This is a genomic window from Yoonia vestfoldensis, from assembly GCF_002158905.1.
In the GTDB taxonomy this organism is placed as follows: domain Bacteria; phylum Pseudomonadota; class Alphaproteobacteria; order Rhodobacterales; family Rhodobacteraceae; genus Yoonia; species Yoonia vestfoldensis_B.
The window spans coordinates 3765277-3783710 of sequence record NZ_CP021431.1; the positions used below are offsets into that span (position 1 = coordinate 3765277).

An 18434-nucleotide genomic window follows, 5' to 3' on the forward strand; every position below is an offset into this window, starting at 1 on the left:
CGTCAGAACAGCGCGATATCATTGGCGAGGGTGGCGTAATCCGTCACCCCGTCGATCATCAGGATATCATTATTGCCGAAATCAATGGTCACCCGCGCGCCGTCCTGTCGGCCATAGACCAGCAGCAAATCGGCGGCCGAGGTCAGCCCGGTCCAAAGCCGCGCATCCAGGATGATCCGGTCGATGCCCTGTTCGAAATCGGCAATCACGTCTCGGCCGTGGTTGAAGATGAACACATCTGCCCCCGCCCCGCCGATCAGCACATCATTGCCTTGGGTGCCCGTCACGACCTTGTCAGAGCTAGGGGGCGCGGCGGGCTGGTTTTGCAAGGCGCTGCGCAGATCGGTGATCTTGCTATCGACCAAGGCCCGCTTTGCGGCCTGCATCGAAAACGGGTCACCTTGATCAGGCGCAATGTCCGGCGGTGTCGGTGTCAGCGCGGGTGGTGGCGTCTCTGGTCCCGGAAAGCCGGGGCTAAGCGTGCCGGGCAGGCGCATCCCGCCCAGCACATCGGCATTGCTCAACAGCCGGTAATCGATCGGATTGCCATCGGCGCTGTGGATGATCAGATCCTCATCGCCATAGCGGATGATGAACCCGGTGGGGGTGATCGCCATGGTCAGCTGGCTGATGTCGCGCAGCATCGGCCAGAGCGACAGGTCCAGCCGATCCTCGCCCAGGGTGAAATCGGTGATCGTATCGGTTTGCCCGTCGGCCACCAGGATGAACACATCCGCCCCCGGCCCGCCCGTCAAAATATCCTCTCCGGCCCCGTCGCGCAGGATATCATGGCCCGCGCCGCCCAAGATGAGGTCATCACCAGCCCCGCCCAGCAGGATATCATCGCCCCCTGTGCCGCTTAGCAGCCCGCCTGCAAGCGTCGCTGTCGCCGTGATCCCCGCCCCGCCGGTGTCGAGCCGCAATTGCGTGATCCCTGTCTCGCTGCTGCTTGCGACGAAAATATCCAGCCGGTCCTCGGCGCTGCGCGCGGCAATGGCGCTGACATTATCCAGCCCGATCTCTGTGGTATCCGCGATATGGGCCAGCGCCACCAATTGTCCGCCGGGCAACAGCGCAAAGACGGATATGCCGTCATCCGCGCCGCCCGCGATGACATAGCTGCGCCCGCCTTCGGTCACGATATCCAGCGCGGTGGCCCCGCCAAAACGGGTCTGCAACGTGTCCATCACATGGTCGCGGATCGTCAATGCGCCCTGCGCGCCGACCTCGATCACGGTCAGGCTGCTGCTGCCTGCCGCCGCCATCACAAGATAGGTCACCCCGGCGACGACACTTGTTTGCAGCGCGGTGGCATCGGCGATCCACAGCCCGCTTTCCGCCGTCAATGCCGTGATTTCCGACAGGCCGCCGGTGGCATCGACCTGCCAGCCGGTCAGCCGGTTGGTCGCATCCACGCTATAGACAAACCCATCGGCAGAGGTGATCGCATGGACCTTTCCGCCGGTCGTGATGGTCGCCAGCGGGCCGATGAAAGTGCCGCCCGCGTCAAAGTGCCAGCCCGCGATCCCCGCCGCGTCGGCAAGGCCGCCATAGACGAATTGCGCGCCCCCCTGATGCACCACCAGATCGGGGCGGAAACCCGCAAAGATCGGCAGGCTGTCGATCACCTGCCATGCGCCGCCTGTCAGGCTGATTTGCTGAAAAGCACCATCCGCGCCACCGCCGGTCAACAGCACCGGCCCCGCCGCGGTATCAAGCGTCAGCACAGACCCGCCGCCGCCCGCCACATCGCCGCCTTGCAGCCTATGCAAGGCCCCGGTGTCGATGATCGGATCGCTGATGTCCCAGCTTTGCAGCGCCCCGTCGAAACGGGTGATCCCGACAAGATTGTCGGTCCCGTCAAGGCGGATAATGTCCAGATCAATGATCCGCGACCATGTGGATTCGTCAGGCGTGGTCAGATATCTGACCGGCACGATTGTGGACATCTTCAATCCCCCCCAGGACTGGCCTTGTCGATCCATGCAGGCTCGTGGATGTCGCGGTCCGCCACATGGCTGAATTGCGGCAGCACAATGGTTCTTGTCGCGCATTTCGTTCAATTGCCTCTGATCACGCCCCGCGCTAGAACGGCACAACCACAGCAGGAGAGGTCATGCCCCCCCAATTCGGCACCAGCGGGCTGCGCGGCCTTGTCACCGACCTGACACCGGCGCTTGTCAGTGATTATGTGACCGCCTTTGCCGCGAGCTGCCCGATGGGCAATGGCCTGTTTGTGGCGCATGATCTGCGGCAATCCTCGCCCGCTTTGGCAGCGGTGGTGGCGCAGGCCGGTCAGGCGGCAGGGCTTGCCGTCACGCGATGCGGTCCTGTGCCGACGCCTGCGCTGGCGCTGGCCGCGATGCAGGCGGGGGCGGCGGCGGTCATGGTGACGGGCAGCCATATTCCCGCCGATCGCAATGGCTTGAAATTCTACACCCCCGCGGGCGAGATCACCAAGGACCAAGAGGCCGCGATCCTGACAGGCTTGGGGGCTTCCCGCAGGGTTTTGTCAGGGCCACAGCCGCAGTTCATGGACGTCGGGCAGGGCTATTGCGCACGCTATATTGCCGCGTTCGGCACCAGCCTGTCAGGGCTGCGTCTGGGGCTTTATGCCCATAGCGCGGTGGGCCGCGACCTGATGGCAGCGCTTTTGACCGAACTTGGCGCAGAGGTCGTGACCTTGGGGCATTCCGCCGATTTCGTCCCTGTCGATACCGAGGCGGTCGATCCCCAGACCAAGGCCCGCCTTGCCAATTGGGCGCGTGATCACGATCTGGCGGCGATCCTGTCCACCGATGGCGATGGTGACCGCCCGCTGATGGCGGATGAAGCCGGACAGATCATTCCGGGCGATATCATGGGCCAGATCACCGCAGCTTTTCTGGCCGCGCAGCATCTGGTGACGCCGGTCTCGTCCAATAGCGGTGCGGATAGGCTTGGGTTCGCGCGGGTGCTGCGCACGCGGATCGGGTCGCCGCATGTGATTGCGGGGATGCAGGCGCTGGGTGGCGCTGTGGTCGGATACGAGGCCAATGGCGGGTTTCTGCTGGGTTTTGACGCGCAGGGACCAAAGGGTCCGCTGGCCGCCCTGATGACCCGCGACGCGATGCTGCCGATCTTGGCGGTGCTGGCCGCCAGCAAGGGCGCGCCGGTGTCGCAGCTGGTGGCGGCGCAGCCTGCACGGTTTACCGCCGCCGACCGGTTATGCGCGGTTCCGACCGATATCTCGGCCGCTTTGGTCGGCTGGCTGACGCAGGACGCCCCGGCGCGCGCGACCTTTCTGGCCGCCCTTGGCCTGGTCGAAGCTGGCGTCGATCTGACAGATGGGCTGCGGATCGCCTGCGCCGATGGCCGCTGCCTGCATCTGCGCCCGTCCGGCAATGCCCCCGAATTGCGCTGCTATGTCGAGGCTGAAACCCAGCACGCGGCGGCCATGACGTTGCAAGCCGGTCTGGCCTTGCTGCGCCAGCGGATCGACGCGCTGGTCAGGTGACCTTTTCGCCCAGCATATGTTCAACCCAGAGCTTTTGCACCGCGACCATCGTCATCACCGTCAAAGGCGCGGCCAGGATCAGGCCAATCGCGCCGAACACGACGCCCAACAGCACTTGCAGCCCGATCAGCAGCGCTGGTGGCAGGTTTACCGCGCGCTGCTGGATCATCGGTGTGACGACATTGCCCTCGATATTCTCGATGACGATATAGCCCGCCAGCACGATCAACCCGGTTTGGGTGCTTTCGGTAAAGCTGACGGCGACAATCGGCACGGTCGCGATCAGCGGCCCGATAAAGGGCACAAAGGTCACCAGCGCCGTCAGCACCGCCAGCGCGAACCACAGATCGACCCCCAGCAAGAACAGGCCCAGCCCGACGGTCGTGCCCAGAAAGGCCATTGACACAAGCTGCCCCAGAAACCACCAGCGCACCGCATGGCTGATGGCCGCGAATGTGTCGGCGACCGGGTCGCGCCCGCCCGGCGGGATCAGGCGCAGCACGCCCCGGCGATACAGCCCCGGATCGGCCGCCAGAAAGAACGCCAGCACGATCAGGAACAAAAGGCTGCTGATGGCGCCGACGACGGACATGCCCATGGTCATCATCTGGCCCATAAGATTGCCCGCCGCACCGGTCAGACTGTCACCAGAGCCATCGATGTTATCCACAAAATCAAGAATCCCGATGTCTTGCAGCCAGTTCTGCAATCTCTGTGCTGTGGCCACGATGGTTTGCGCCAGTTCTCGGAATTGCTGGGCCAGCCGTGTCGCTGTCAGGCCGATCGCGGCGGCGATGATGCTCAACAGCCCGATGCCCACGGCTGCCAGCGCCCAGCCATGCGCAAGGCCCGATTTGCGCATGATCGCCTTGGTCGCGCCATCAAATCCGATAGCCAGAATGATCGCTGCCAAAACCAGCAACAGCACATTGCCCAACAGATAGACGATCAGCAAAAGCCCCGCTATCAGCAGCAAAATTTCTGTTCTGATCCAGCGCTGCTGTGCCATCTGTCCCGTCCCGGCCTGTTGGTGCAGGCGGATAACGCGACAGGGCCGGTCCCGTTCCGGACGGATGCCGGATTTCGCTATTCGGACAGGATCGCGCGGCTGATGCGCATCATGAAATCATGATCGTCGATATCGGCCCCGACATCCTTGTTCTTCATGTCGATGGACAGGAAGGAATGGCCATGGACGCAGGACCACAGCAGATAGGCGCAGCGCAGCACCTCGGGGTGATCGACGGTCCGGTTCTTGCGGGCGGCGACATGTGTCACCACGACGCCAAAACATTCGGCACCCTTTTGCTGAAGGTCGGGGGCGTTTTCATGGCCCTCTGTCAGGCCAAAGACCAGCCGGAACACCCCCGGTTGCGCCCTTGCGAAATCGACATAGGCCTGCCCGATGGCCGCCACCGCATCCAGCGAGCCTGCGGCATGGGGTGCCGCGGCGCTGGCCATCGCGGCATGCAGCCTGTCCATCGCCTCGCTGGCGACGCCGCGCAGGATTTCGTCGCGATCCTTGAAATGTTTGTAAGGTGCGGCCGAACTGACGCCGGCACGCCGCGCGGCCTCGGCCACGGAAAACCCGTCGGGACCATGCGTTTCGACCAGATCGCGCACGGCGGCGATCAATTGCGCCCGCAGGTCGCCGTGGTGATAGGCGGATCTGGCAGCGCCGGTTGTTTCGGGCCGTCGCCGGTCATCTGACATGATCAGCAGCCTTTCTGTCGTCTGGGGCAAGCAAGGTCTGGGGCAAGCAAAGTTTGGGGCGCGCGAAAAGTTAGCATTACTTACATCCAGAGGCAACAGGCCCTCCGCGCGACCATCCCTGATTTTGGCGCTTTTGAAAACCTCTTGCGAAAGTGAGTGATTCTCACTTATGTAAGCGGTGCTAACTTAAAAGGGCTGGACCATGACGCAATCTGTGACATCGACCCTGCGCCGGGTCATGACGCTGGGTCTGACGCTTGCGGTCTTTGGCGGGGCGGGGGCCACGGTCTATGCCGGTTTCGCGCTGATCGCGGCGCAGGGCGATGCGGGTGCGGTCGCGGTGGCACCTGTATCCACGGTAGAGGTGTTGCAGATCGAGATCGCCGACAGCTATCGCGTCACCCGCCGCTTCACCGGCCAGATCGAGGCCGCCGCCCGGATTGATCTGGGCTTCGAGTTGGGCGGTCGCGTGACCGAGATGCTGGTGGATGAGGGCGATATCGTTGCAAAAGGTGTTCCGCTGGCACGGCTGGACACCAGCGCGCTGGTCCCGCAGCGCGCCGCGCTAGAGGCGGAACTGGCCGCACTTGTCGCCGATGCGGAATTGGCGCAGCTGACCTTGTCGCGCGCCGATGCCTTGCTGGAAAGCGGGTTTCGCTCGGTGGCGGCACAGGATGATGCGCGCCTTGCGCTTGCGCGGGCGCAGGCCGGGATTGCGGCGGCGCATGCGCGGATCGCCGGTGTCGATGTGCAGATCGCCAAATCGGTGCTGACCGCCCCTTTTGCCGCGCGGATCGGCGCGCGCCTTGCCGATCCGGGGCAGACTGTGGCTGCGGGGCAGAACCTGCTGGTGCTGTTTGATGCAGGCCCTGCGCAGGCGCGGGTCGGCTTGCCGCCGGATCTTGCGGCAAGATTGCGGGTTGGCCAAAGCGTCACGCTGGAGATCGGGGGCGCGACCCATCAGGCGCGGATCCGCCAGATCAGGCCCGATCTGGACCCCGGCACCCGCAGCCGGTCTGTGGTTGTGACGCTGCCTGCCGGTCTTGGCCCTGTGCTGGGCGATACCGTGGCGCTGGTGCTGGCGCAGGTCGTGCCGGAACCGGGGTTCTGGGCCCCTTTATCCGCCCTGCGCGAAGGCGCGCGCGGCAGCTGGTCGGTCATGGCGCTGGACCCGGTGCCGGATGGTGCGCGGATCGTCTCTGCCGCGGTCGAGGTGATCCATGCCGATGGCGCGCAGGTCTATCTGCGGGGCCAGTTGCCAGCAGGCGCGCGGATCGTGGCGCAAGCGCCGGATCGTGTCGCCCCCGGCCAGATCGTGCAGCTTGCAGCAGGTCCGCAAGGGTGACCGGCATGGATACGCTGTTCTTTCGCCAGCCCCGTCTTGTGATGTTGGCGCTGTTGGTGATCCTGTCGGCGGGGGCCTCTGCGCTGGTGTCCATCGGGCGGCAGGAAGACCCGACCATCACCAATATCTTTGCCACCGTCACGACCGTTTTCCCCGGCGCCGACCCCGCGCGGGTCGAGGCGCTGGTCACCGCCAAGATCGAAACCGAATTGCGAACCATCCCCGAGATTGCCGAAATCGCCTCGACCTCGGCCACGGGCATATCGGTCATCGCGGTTGAATTGGTGGAAACGATCCCGCCCGCAGCGATCGAACAGATCTGGGCGCAGGTCCGCGATTCCGTCGCCGATGCGCAGCGCGATTTCCCCGCCGGCGTGCGCGAACCGGCTTTCGACAGTGACGGCGCGGGCGGCTATGCTGCGATCTTTGCGCTGACCATGCCGGATGGTTTCAGCCTGACCCGCGCGGCGCGCGAGGCCGAGGCGCTGGCGGATCATCTGCGCCGCATGCCGGGCACCGCCATGGTCGATCTGCATGGCCTGCCCGAAGAAGAAGTGCTGGTCACCCTTGCTCCCGACCGGATCGCCGCGCTGGGCATGACGGCAGATCAGGTCTCTGCCGCCATCCGCGCCGCCGATGCCAAGGTGCAGGCCGGGCGGTTGCGCGGCGATGTCACCGATCTGGTGCTGGGCATCACCGGCGAGATCACCTCGCTGGACCGTCTGCGCGCGGTTGTGCTGCGCGAGGATGCGCAAGGCCGCGTCACCTTGCTGGGCGATGTGGCCGAGATCACCCGCGGCCCGCGCGCGCCGATGGCCGAGGCGGCTTTGTTTCAGGGCCGTCCGGCGATCCTTGTCTCGGCCAAGCTCAGCGAGGGTTTGCAGGTCGACCGCTGGATGGCCGCCATCCGCGCGGCCGTGGCGACACAGGCCGATAATCTGCCTTGGGGGCTGGCCATCGACACTGTCTTTGACCAAAGCCGCTATACATCCGACCGGCTGGCCGAGGTCGGCACGAATATGGCCATCGGCGTGGCTCTTGTGGTTGCGGTGCTGTTCGTCACCTTGGGCGCACGCTCTGCGCTGATCGTGGCGATGGTGCTGCCGGTGGTGACGCTGGCCTCGGTTGCGACGCTGAACGCGCTGGCCGTGCCGATCCATCAGATGAGCGTGACCGGATTGATCGTGGCGCTTGGCCTGCTGGTCGATGCCGCCATCGTCATGACCGACGAGGTCGGCAAACGCCTGCGTGCCGGGCTGTCGCGGCTGGCGGCTGTTGCAGGATCGGTGCGCCGGCTGACGATGCCGCTGGCGGCCTCGACCGTCACGACGATCCTGTCGTTCATGCCGCTGCTCTTGCTGCCGGGGCCTGCGGGGGATTTCATGGGGTCGATTGCGATTGCCGTGATCGTCATGCTGGGCTGGTCCTTTATCGTTGCCATCACGATCACCCCCGCGATTGCCGGGCATTGGCTGGTGGCGCGCGACGGTGTTGCGCCGCGTCCCGGTCTGTTGATGCGCGGCTTTCGCGCGGCGATGGCCCTCTCGCTGGCTAACCCGTGGCGGAGTGTCGCGCTGTCGCTGATCCTGCCGGTGCTGGGGTTTTTATCCCTGCCCGGCCTGACCCCGCAATTCTTTCCCGGTGTGGACCGCGACCAGTTTCATATCGAGCTTGATATGCCCCGTGGCACCGGCATCGGTGAAACGCTGCGGGTGGTGCGCGCCGTTGATGCGGTGCTGGCGGCCGAGGACGACATCCGCGACGTGGCTTGGGTGGTGGGCCGGTCCGCGCCTGCGTTTTATTACAACATGGTCGGGGGCCGCGATCAGGCGCCGGCCTTTGCCGAGGCGCTGATCCGCACCGCATCGCCCGCCGCGACCCAGCGGCTGCTGGAAAGCCTGCAATCCGCGCTGCCGCCGCAATTCCTGCAAGCGCGGTTCGTGATCCGTGGCCTGACCCAAGGGCCGCCGGTCAATGCGCCGCTGGAATTGCGCCTTGTCGGGCAGGAAATCGACGCGCTGCGCCTTGCGGGCGATGATCTGCGCGCGCGGCTGGCTGCGGTATCTTCCGTGGCCGTGGTGCGCACTGGCGTGGCAGGCGGCACCCCCAAGCTGACGCTGAACGTGGATGAGGCGCGCGCCCGTCTGCTGGGGCTCGACCTTGGCCAGATCGCCCGCCAGATGGAGGCCGGGCTGGAAGGCGTCACCGGCGGATCGCTGCTGGAAGGGACCGAGGAATTGCCGGTCCGTGTCCGCCTTGGCGCAGGGCTGCGCGGTGATCCGGTGGCCATCGGCGATATGCCGATCCTGCCACCCGGTGCGGCCCGGATCGCGGCGGCGGGCCAGTTTCCCGCCGTGCCCCTGTCGACGCTGGGCAGCCTGCGGATGGAGCCATCCGAAAGCACGATCACCCGCCGCAATGGCGAGAGGATCAATAATGTGCAGGCCTTTTTGATGCCGGGCGTTTTGCCTGCCGTGGCACTGGCCGAGGCGATGGCGTTGCTTGACGCGGGCGGTTTTACCCTACCGCAGGGGGTCCGGCTGGAAACCGGTGGCGATTCCGATGCGCGCGACAGCACGGTGCAGGCGCTGATCGCCCCTTTGGGGCTGATCATCACCCTGTCGATCGCAGTGGTGGTGGTGACGTTCAATTCCTTCCGCCTGACGCTGATCGCTTTTACAGTGGCCTTTTTGTCGGCGGGGCTGTCGATGCTGGCGCTGGCGGTGTTCAATTATCCGTTCGGGATCACCGCGATCATCGGGGTGATCGGGTCGATCGGCGTATCGATCAATGCCGCGCTGATCGTGCTGTCGGGACTGCAAGAGGATGCGGGCGCACGCGCCGGTGACCGCGCGGCGATGGTCGATGTGGTGGCCGGATCGGCGCGGCATATCACCTCGACCACGATCACGACGTTCGGTGGGTTCCTGCCGTTGATCGTGGCGGGCGGCGGGTTCTGGCCGCCTTTCGCCATGTCGGTCGCTGGTGGCGTCGCCTTGTCGGTGACGCTGGCCTTTGCCTTCACGCCCCAGATGTTCGCCTTGACCCTGTCGCGCGGCACGGGGCCTGTGATCGCCAGAAAGATGCCACAATAAGACAAAGCGCAATTCTGCAAGCCATCGCCTGCCGCGCCTCGCGCAAAGCTGATGATGCGCGTTGTTGTCGGGGCTGAAAATGGCTAGACAATCGATATGCAGCTGTTTCGTAATCTTCTGATCTATAGCCTGATCGCCGTCATCCTGCCCTGGGGTGCCTTGGCGCAAGCGGCCGCGCCGCAGGCCTTGTTCAGCGTGGTTCCTGCCAGCAGTGAAATCACGCAAGCGTCGGATGCGGCCGTGCATGTTACGGCCAAGCAAAAACGCTGCCGTGTGGCGATCCTGACCGGCGCGCCCTGTTTCGCGGCGATCATCGCGCAGGGGCGCGCGGCGATCAGCGGCGATCTGCAAGAACGTGACGCGCTGTTCATGGCTGCGATCACCTTGCCCAAAGGGGTGACGACCGGCGGCTTTCTGGACCCGCCGCGCCAAGGCTGATCTTCGCTGCCGCGCTGCTGCGTGGCGATCCCGAATTTCAGCCACCAAGGACCAGACATATGTTGAAACGACGCAGCTTTCTTGCCGGAGGCGCGGCGCTGGGGCTTTCTGCCTGCGGGTTGCCCGCGCGCGATATGGCCCCGCCGCTATCCCCCCGTATCCCACCGCAAGCGCCGGTGATGCCGCCGCTGCCCGCGCATTACGGCGCGATCACGGATGAACCTTTCCCGATCCCCGCCCTGCCCGAAAATGTCGTGCCGCCGCATCTGTGGCGGCAAGAGGTGGACAATCCCTTTCCACATGACCCGCCCGGCACGATCATCGTCGATCCCGATGCGGGCTTTCTGCATCTGGTGGGCCAGAACGGCCGCGCGATGCGCTATGGGGCTGGCACCGGTGCCGATGCTTTTGCATGGAGCGGCGACGCCCGCCTGCAATTCTGCCGCAGCTGGCCCCGCTGGCGCGCGCCTGACCAGATGATCGCCCGCCAGCCGGAGCTGGCACCCTATTCCGTCGCCAATGGCGGCATGGCGCCGGGGCCGGGCAATCCGCTGGGCGCGCGGGCGCTGTATCTGTTCCAGAATGGCGAGGATACGCTTTACCGGATTCATGGCGCCTGCGAGCCGGAATATCTGGGGCAGGCGGTATCGTCGGGCTGCGTGCGGTTGCTGGATCATGATGTGATCGATCTGCATGAAAGGGTGCAGCATGGCACCACGATCCGGGTGCTGCCATCGCTCGCGCCAGCGCGGTTTGCAGGGCTTTATTAGACCGCCGCTAGACCCCGGCAGCCGGTTCGTCATTGGCGATGTCGAACCTTTCCGCCATGTCTTGCGAGATCACGCCCGAATGCAAGGCCAGCAGGATCAGTTTTTCGTCAAAGGCAGCCTCGCCCGCGATTGCGGCAGTGATGCGCTGATCGGCATGGGCGGCGGCATCGGGGCCGTTGACGGCCACGAATTGCGCCTGTTCCAGCACGCAATAGGCCAACAGCTGTGCGGCATCGGCCATGGTCTTGTCGGTCAGCGCCGCATGTTTGCGGCGCAGTTGCAGGATTGTCAGCTTGACCGGTTCTGGGATCAGCAGCGGATGCAGCCCCGCCGCCCTAAGCGCCGCGTCAAGCGCCGTCAGGTCCGAGGACCGGCCGAACATGTCGAAAAATCGCAGCATGGTTTCCGATAACAGGTTCCGTTGCGGGCTGCACGCAAAGCTTGCGCCCCGCGTCACCTTTCAGCTCATAACCTGCCCGAGGCGATGATCCGTTGCAAAAACGCCTTTGTGCGCGGCTCTTGCGGGGTGCCGAACAGGCGGTCGGGCGTGTCCTGTTCAAGGATCACACCGCCATCCAGAAAGGCCACACGGTCGGCGCAATCGCGCGCGAACCCCATTTCATGCGTGACGATCATCATCGTCATCCCCTCATCTTTCAGGCCCCGGATGATGGCCAGCACCTCGCCCACCAGTTCAGGGTCCAGCGCGGCGGTGATTTCATCCAGCAGCAAAACATCGGGGCGGGTCATCAGGGCGCGCGCGATGGCGATGCGCTGTTGCTGCCCGCCCGACAATTGTTCGGGATAGGATGCGGCAAAGCCTGCCATGCCGAACCGCGCCAGCACCTCGCGCCCGCGGTCCTCGACCTCGGCGCGCGACTGGCCCTGCACGCGGCGCGGGGCCAGCGTGATATTGTCCAGCACATTCATATGCGGAAACAGGTTGTAGGATTGAAACACGATCGCCACGCGTTTTTGCAGCCCGGTCTTGCCGAAGGCCGGATCATCGACCGGCACACCGTCCAGTCGGATCGTGCCGTAATCATGATCCACCAGCCGGTTGACGCAGCGCAGCAGGGTGGATTTGCCCGAGCCTGACGCGCCGATCAGGCAGACAACCTCATGCGGGGCGATGCGCAGGCTGACGCGGTCCAGCACCAGCTTGTCACCGAAATATTTGGTGACGCTGTCGATCTCGATCATGGGGGTGGTCATGCGGTCATCCGGCGATTTGCAGGCGACGTTCGCGGTCGCGCCTTGTCAGGTAATCCGCCAGCCGCGCCATGGGAATGGTCGCCAGCAGAAACAGCCCCGCCGCCACGATCAGCGACGAATAATTGAAGGTCGAAGCCGTGTAGATCTGCGCCTCGCGCACTGCGTCACGCACGCCGATCACCGACAGCAGCGCCACATCCTTTTGCAAGGCCACGACGATATTCATCAGCGCGGGCACCACATTGCGCAAAGCCTGCGGCAGGATCGCATAGCGCAGCGTCTGCCATTCGCTCAGCCCCAGCGATTTGGCGGCGGCGCGCTGACCTTCATGCACGGCGTCGATGCCCGAGCGGTAGATTTCCGCAACATAGGCCGCATAGCTGAGCACCATGGCGACCGCACCCCAGAACAGGCCCGAATTGGGCAGGCCCGGCAGGTTCAGCGCGGGGATGCCAAAGCCGAACAAAAGCACCAGCAGCAGCACCGGCACACCACGGAAAATGTCGATATAGATCACCACCATCAACCGAAACGGCGCGAACCACGGCGCGCGCAGGCTGCGCACGACCGCCAGCACCAAAGCCCAGAGCAGCACACAGGCCAGCACCGTCAGCCAGACCTGCATATTCACCCAGAACCCTTGCAGCACACGCGGAAAGGCCGCGATCATCGCGTCGATGCTGAAAAATTGCAGCTTGATCCGCGCCCATTGTTCGGCCGACGTCACGACCCAGGCGATCAGCCCAAAGACCACCACGACGCTGATCCCGCCGATGGCGGCGGGGATCATCGCTTCTTTCCAGTTGAAACCACGGCGGGGCGGCGGCGGGGGTGGTCCCCGCCGTGCTGGATCATTGGCCGCAGCTTGTGGCGCGGCGACGTTGCTATCCGTCATTCCGCGATGATCGGCAGGTCCGGATCGGCGACCAGATAGGTGGCGACCAGATCATCAACCACGCCGCGCGCGATGATCTCGCTCAGCGCGGCGTCCACCCAAGGCACCAGCGGGCTGCCGAATTCGAACAAAAGCCCATGGCCATTGTCGTTTTCATCGGCAGGGACAAGGGCGACGATGCTGGCATCGGGCACCTGCACGGCGGTCATGAACAAGGCCGTCGGCAAAGCCGCCAGGGTCGCGTCGATCTGGCCGGCTTGGAGCGCCTGGAATACATCGACCTGCTCGTTATAGATCGCGGCATCATCGACGCCGAGGATATTGACCAGATAATCGTTATCCGTCGTCCCGATCACAGCGCCCCAGCGCAGACCGCGCAGATCGGCAAAGCTGGTGGCGGTTTCGGCGGCGGTGCCGGGCAGCGCGATCACCGCCTTGTCAGGCTGGAAATAGACCTGGCTAAAGCTGACGATTTCTTTGCGCGGTTCGGTCACGGAAATCTGCTGGATCGCGAAATCATAGGGTTTTGCCCCCGGCGCGATGGTTTGATCAAAGGTCTGTCCGACCCAGACAACCTGTTCGGGCGCAAAGCCCAGCTCTGCGGCGAGCGCATAGACCAGCCCGTTCTCGAACCCTTCGCCCCCGGCGGGATCGTTGTTCAGCATCCAGGGCGGATAGACCGGATCGCCGGTGCCGACGGTCAGAAACCCCGGCGTCGTCAGGCGCGGGTCCATCGGCGTGTTTTCCTGTGCCTGTGCCATCAGCGGCAATGTGGCGACCAGCGCCCCTGCAAATAACGCCAGCACCCCACGTCGCGCCGCGTCGGTCATGTAATCCGTCATGAATGATCCTTTCATCTGTGCCGACATCCCCGAATGGCGTGCGGTTCCGGCAAATTCGCCTGCTTGCGGGATATGGTCAAGCATGATGCTGCACGGCAAGGCCATTCCCCTGCCGTGCAGCGCCGTTGGATCATCATCTGCCCAAAAGCGGGGCAATCACTGTCAGCCTTGGGCGGGCACCAGGCGCAACAGCGGCGCATCCTCGCCATCGGTCAGCACATAGATATAGCCGTCCTCTGGCCCGACCGCGACATCGCGGATGCGATAGCCCGCGCCGTCCAGCACGCGTTCGGGGTCTGATACCTGCGCGCCATCGACGGGAAAGACGCCAATGTATTGCTGGAACAGATTGCCGACCAGCAGATGCCCTTGCCAGTCGGGAAAGGCGTCACCGTCATAAAAGGTCATCCCCGAAGGCGGGAAATGGTCGTCCCGCCCCGGCCCCCAATGATAGGCTGGCGCCGCGAAACCGTCGGCATCCTGATGCGTGGGCGCGAATTGTTCGCCGGTGCGATAATCGACACCATAAGCCGCCAAGGGCCAACCGAAGTTTTCACCCCGCGCGACGATATTGATCTCGTCACCGCCGGCTTCTCCATGTTCGGCCAGCCAGATCTCGGACGTGTCGGGATGCAGGGTCATCGCCTGGATATTGCGGTGCCCATATGACCAGATCGCGGGGGCCGCACCTTGGGTATCCACGAAAGGGTTGTCATCTGGCACCGTGCCATCCAGCCTCAGGCGGATCACGCTGCCATTCTCGCTGGACAGGTCCTGCGCGATATGGTCGGGGCCGAAATCTTTGAACGCGCGGTCGCCGGTGCCCATATAAATATGGCCGTCATGGATCACGATCCGCGATCCGTAATGCGCGGTGCTGTCGATGCCGGGGCTGACCTGAAACAGGGTTTCGATCTCGGTCACGGTCCCGGCCTCTGTATCCAATGTGCCGCGTCCCAGATGGGTCGTCGTGCCGCCCGTGACGCTGCCCGCCCATGTCATATAGATCACGTTGTTATCCGCGAAATCGGGCGCAAGGGCGACATCAAGCAAACCCCCCTGACCTGCCGTGCTGACATCGGGCGCGCCGTCGAGTGCCGAAACCTCGCCGCTGCCCGCATCATAGAGCAGGAAAGTGCCGCCCTTTGCGGTCATCAGGATATCGCCGCCATCGGGCAGAAAGGTCATCGCCCAAGGCTGGTCCAGCCCCTCGGCCAGGGTTTCGACGTCATAGGATTGCGCAAGGACAGGTGCGCCCGTCATCAGCGCGATGGCGGCGGTCAGCGTTGCTGTCGTTTTCATCATGATACCTTTCGTTTCATTATATTCGGGGCGCCAACGTCGTCTTGCAGGGCGCGTTCCATCACGAAGATGCCAGCGGCGGCGTGATCCTGTGGCCCCTTGGGACTTTACTTGGCGCGGCGGTTGGTCTCAAAAGTGGGGATGAAGGTTCTTTTGGTCGAAGATAACCACGATATCGGCGAGGCCGTCGAGCGGCGTTTGCAGATGGCCGGCCATGTCGTGACATGGAACCGGACCGGTGATGATGTCGTCGCCATGCTGGAACATGACCCTGTCGATGCGGTCATTCTGGACCTGATGCTGCCTGCGGCAGATGGTATCGCGATCCTGCGCCAGATCAGACGCCAGCAGCGTGATCTGCCCGTGCTGGTCATCACCGCAAGGGCGGAAATCGACGACAAGGTCAGCCTGCTGGACCTGGGCGCGGATGATTATCTGGTCAAACCCTTTGACATGCGCGAAATGGAGGCGCGTTTGCGCGCGCTGGTGCGCCGCCCCGCCGGGCAGTTCACCTCGATCCTGCAACTGGGCGATCTGCAGATGGACCCGGTCAATCGGATCGTCACCCAGGCCGGGCAGGTGATCGACCTTGGACGCCGCGAATGCGGCCTGCTCGAGGCGCTGATGACCCAGGCGGGCCGCGCCGTCACCCGCGAAAGGCTGATGTCGCGGCTGTCCCATCTCGAGGATGGCGGATCGGAAAATGCGCTGGAATTGCTGGTCTCGCGTCTGCGCCGCAAGATCGCGGCCAGCAATGTCGAAGTCGTCACCATGCGCGGTGTCGGCTATATGGCGCGGGTGATGCCTGATGCGCAGACCTAGCCCGCCATCGCTGCGCCGCCGCATCCTGATCTTGGCGGCCTCGATGCTGCTGGGGGCGGCTGTGCTGCTGATGACTTTCATTTCGGATTACGCCAATCGCGCCGCCGATCAGGCGCTTGACCGCCTGTTATCTGCCGCCGCCCTGTCGATCGCCGGCGCCGTGCTGGTCGAGGACGGGGCGGTGGTGGTCGAAATGCCCTTTGCCGCCTTCGCGATGGTCTCGGGCGAGGAACGCGTATTCTATACCGTGCTTGGCCCGCAAGGCGAGCATGTGACAGGCTATGCCGATCTTGCGCCCGAGACACCGCTGGCCGCATCGGTCGATCCGGTGTTTTCAGACATCCGCCATAATGACGAAGCGGTGCGCATGGTCCGGCTGGGGCGATTGATTTCGACCGCCGAAGGCACCGGATGGGTCACGATCAGGGTTGCTGAGACCCGTGGCGCGCGCGCCGCCCTGGCGGCTGAAATCGTGGGGGCCGCGCTGGTGCCGGTGGCTGTGCTGACGCTGCTGGCGCTGGCGCTGGTCTGGATCGTGATCGGGCGCGCCTTTGCGCCGCTTGCGGTGATCGACCGGGCCTTGCGGCAGCGGCGGCCTGACGATCTGTCCTCGCTGGACGTGCCGGTGCCGGTCGAGGTGCAGCGCCTTGTCGGTGGGCTGAACAATTTCATGGGCCGGTTGGAACAATCCACCGCCCGGATGGGGGATCTGGTCACCGAGGCCGCGCATCAGGTGCGCAATCCGCTGGCGTCATTGCGGGCGCAATCGGAAATGGCGCTGGATGAACCCGATGCCGCCGAATTGCGCGCGCGCGTCGGGCGTATTCATACCTCGGCGGTCGAGGCAAGCCATCTGGTGACCCAGCTTTTGATGGATGCCACCATTTCCCACCGGATGGAAACCGCAGTGATACGCGCGATCCCCATCGTCGCGCTGGTGGATGAGGTCGTCGGCAGGCTGGACCCTGATCTGCGCCCGCGTGTCACGCCGCAGATCGGGCCGGGCACCGATACGCTGGTGGTCATGGGCGACCGCGTCGGGCTGCGTGAAATGCTGCGCAACCTGATCGACAATGCGCTGGCCTACGCGCCCGGCATGATCGAGGTCGCCATCGCCGCCCAGACCGACGGCACGGTGCGGCTGGCGGTGCTGGACCGGGGGCCGGGCATCAGCGACGCCGACAAGGCGCGTGTGCTGCAACGATTCGTGCGCGGCAGCGGTGCCAGCGGCACGGTCGGATCGGGGCTGGGGCTTGCGATCGCGCAGCGTGTTGTGACCGGCCATGGCGGCAAGCTGACCCTCTGCGACAGGGCGGGCGGCGGTTTGGAAATTGTCGTGGCCTTGCCGGTCGTCGATAAACAACAGCCCGATAAACAACAGCCCGGTGCCCCGCAGCGCAAGCGCGCCCCCGTGGCCGGGGTGCTGTTATGCGCCGCGCTGGTCACGGCGCTGGACGCGACCTCGCCGCTGTCGGCGGAGCCTTTGCTTTTTGCCGCCAATGGCCCCGAGACGCAGCAGCTGGCAATTGCGGGCACCACGGATACGGCGCTGTTTGCGCCTTATATCGCGGCTTTTCAGGCCGGGGCGCCGGGTGTGGCTGTCCGCTATCTCGAAACCGACAGCCTGGCGCTTTACGAAGGCTTTCTGGCCGGAACGCTGGGCTTTGCGCCTGACCTGCTGATTTCCTCGGCCTCTGATCTGCAGATGAAACTGGCCAATGACGGGCATGCGCTGTCCCATCCGTCACCCGGTTTGGCGGCGCTGCCTGCCTGGGCGCAATGGCGCGCCGAGGTGATCGGCTTTACCTATGAACCCGCTGTGATCATCTATAACCCGCGCCTGATGCCGCCCGGCACGCAGCCCCGCAACCATCTGGACCTGGCCGTGCTGCTGGAACAAGAACCTGCCCGTTTTGCCGGGCGTGTCGCCACCTATGATATAGCCCGCAGCGGGCTTGGCTATCTGCTGGCCTCGCAGGATCAGCAGATTTCATCGCAATTCTGGCGGCTGGCGGCGGCCTTTGGGCGGGTCAGCGCGCGGCTAAGCGATTCAAGCCCGGCCATTCTGGACAATGTCGCCAGCGGAGAGTTGATCCTTGGGTATAATGTCCTGGGGTCCTATGCCTTTGCGCGGCAGGCAGCGGGCGCGCCTATCGGGATCATCGTGCCGGATGATTATGTGCTGGTGCTGACGCGCAGCATGGTGATCCCCCGCACAGCCCCGAACCCCGATCTGGCGCGCGCTTTCGTGGATTTCGCATTGTCGCCTGCGGGCCAGCAGGTGGGGGCGGGGCCCTCGGCGCTGGGCGCGATCATGCCGGGCAGCGCAGGCATCTGGACGCCAGAGCGTATTTCGATGCTGGGGACCGGCGTGATCCAGCCCATCGCGCTGGCGCCGGTGCTGCTGGTGGCGCTTGATCCGCAGCGGCGCAGCCGGTTCTTGGCCACGTGGCAGGAAATCGTCGCACCAGGCCGCCCGTGACACCCTGATGACAGGACGG

Annotated in this window: 15 protein-coding genes; 7 read left to right on the forward strand and 8 right to left on the reverse strand. The window is 64.6% G+C overall.

Annotated features, from left to right (window positions below):
• Positions 1-2: 2 nt before the first annotated feature.
• Positions 3-1949, reverse strand: coding sequence for a calcium-binding protein (locus tag LOKVESSMR4R_RS18905; RefSeq protein WP_087212078.1), 1947 nt, complete (start codon positions 1947-1949; stop codon positions 3-5).
• Positions 1950-2116: 167 nt separating this feature from the next.
• On the opposite strand from LOKVESSMR4R_RS18905, the gene LOKVESSMR4R_RS18910 reads away from it, so the two are divergent.
• Positions 2117-3496, forward strand: coding sequence for a phosphomannomutase (locus LOKVESSMR4R_RS18910; protein ID WP_087212081.1), 1380 nt, complete (start codon positions 2117-2119; stop codon positions 3494-3496).
• Here LOKVESSMR4R_RS18910 and LOKVESSMR4R_RS18915 read toward each other — a convergent pair.
• Together LOKVESSMR4R_RS18915 and LOKVESSMR4R_RS18920 are read right to left on the reverse strand one after the other, a co-directional pair.
• Positions 3489-4505, reverse strand: coding sequence for an AI-2E family transporter (locus LOKVESSMR4R_RS18915; protein WP_087212084.1), 1017 nt, complete (start codon positions 4503-4505; stop codon positions 3489-3491). The two genes, LOKVESSMR4R_RS18910 and LOKVESSMR4R_RS18915, sit on opposite strands and share 8 nt — an antisense overlap.
• A 77-nt stretch (positions 4506-4582) precedes the next feature.
• The gene (locus tag LOKVESSMR4R_RS18920) at positions 4583-5209 is read right to left on the reverse strand and encodes a TetR/AcrR family transcriptional regulator (protein WP_087213633.1); all 627 of its coding nucleotides are present in this window, start codon (positions 5207-5209) and stop codon (positions 4583-4585) included.
• 202 nt (positions 5210-5411) lie between these two features.
• Between LOKVESSMR4R_RS18920 and LOKVESSMR4R_RS18925 the strand changes: the two genes are divergently transcribed.
• The 4 genes from LOKVESSMR4R_RS18925 (at position 5412) to LOKVESSMR4R_RS18940 (ending at position 10857) form a co-directional block, all read left to right on the forward strand.
• Entirely contained in the window at positions 5412-6554 is a 1143-nt protein-coding gene (locus LOKVESSMR4R_RS18925; RefSeq protein ID WP_087212086.1) for an efflux RND transporter periplasmic adaptor subunit, read from the forward strand.
• Positions 6555-6559: 5 nt separating this feature from the next.
• Positions 6560-9649 (forward strand): efflux RND transporter permease subunit, encoded by a 3090-nt coding sequence (locus LOKVESSMR4R_RS18930; RefSeq protein ID WP_087212089.1) that lies wholly within the window; start codon positions 6560-6562, stop codon positions 9647-9649.
• Between the two features lie 96 nt (positions 9650-9745).
• Entirely contained in the window at positions 9746-10087 is a 342-nt protein-coding gene (locus tag LOKVESSMR4R_RS18935; RefSeq protein WP_087212092.1) for a hypothetical protein, read from the forward strand.
• 59 nt (positions 10088-10146) lie between these two features.
• Positions 10147-10857, forward strand: coding sequence for a L,D-transpeptidase (locus tag LOKVESSMR4R_RS18940; protein WP_087212095.1), 711 nt, complete (start codon positions 10147-10149; stop codon positions 10855-10857).
• 7 nt (positions 10858-10864) lie between these two features.
• On the opposite strand, the gene LOKVESSMR4R_RS18945 is transcribed toward LOKVESSMR4R_RS18940, so the two are convergent.
• The 5 genes from LOKVESSMR4R_RS18945 to LOKVESSMR4R_RS18965 form a co-directional block, all read right to left on the reverse strand.
• On the reverse strand, positions 10865-11257 hold the full coding sequence (locus tag LOKVESSMR4R_RS18945; RefSeq protein ID WP_087212098.1) for a hypothetical protein: 393 nt from the start codon (positions 11255-11257) through the stop codon (positions 10865-10867).
• Between the two features lie 65 nt (positions 11258-11322).
• Positions 11323-12072 carry an amino acid ABC transporter ATP-binding protein gene (locus LOKVESSMR4R_RS18950; protein ID WP_087212101.1) on the reverse strand — a complete coding sequence of 250 codons (750 nt, stop codon included), beginning with the start codon at positions 12070-12072 and terminating at the stop codon, positions 11323-11325.
• A 4-nt stretch (positions 12073-12076) separates the two neighbouring features.
• Complete coding sequence (locus LOKVESSMR4R_RS18955) at positions 12077-12967, reverse strand: amino acid ABC transporter permease (protein WP_087212104.1); 891 nt, start codon at positions 12965-12967, stop codon at positions 12077-12079.
• Positions 12964-13809, reverse strand: coding sequence for a substrate-binding periplasmic protein (locus tag LOKVESSMR4R_RS18960; protein ID WP_237331856.1), 846 nt, complete (start codon positions 13807-13809; stop codon positions 12964-12966). Before LOKVESSMR4R_RS18960 ends, LOKVESSMR4R_RS18955 begins: the two co-directional genes overlap by 4 nt.
• 162 nt (positions 13810-13971) lie before the next feature.
• A complete protein-coding gene (locus LOKVESSMR4R_RS18965) occupies positions 13972-15114 on the reverse strand; it encodes a PQQ-dependent sugar dehydrogenase (RefSeq protein WP_237331857.1) in 1143 nt (380 codons plus the stop codon).
• 138 nt (positions 15115-15252) lie between these two features.
• On the opposite strand from LOKVESSMR4R_RS18965, the gene LOKVESSMR4R_RS18970 reads away from it, so the two are divergent.
• Together LOKVESSMR4R_RS18970 and LOKVESSMR4R_RS18975 are read left to right on the forward strand one after the other, a co-directional pair.
• Positions 15253-15933, forward strand: coding sequence for a response regulator transcription factor (locus LOKVESSMR4R_RS18970; protein WP_087212107.1), 681 nt, complete (start codon positions 15253-15255; stop codon positions 15931-15933).
• Positions 15920-18415 carry an extracellular solute-binding protein gene (locus tag LOKVESSMR4R_RS18975; RefSeq protein WP_087212111.1) on the forward strand — a complete coding sequence of 832 codons (2496 nt, stop codon included), beginning with the start codon at positions 15920-15922 and terminating at the stop codon, positions 18413-18415. The genes LOKVESSMR4R_RS18970 and LOKVESSMR4R_RS18975 overlap by 14 nt, the downstream gene beginning before the upstream one ends.
• Positions 18416-18434: the final 19 nt, after the last annotated feature.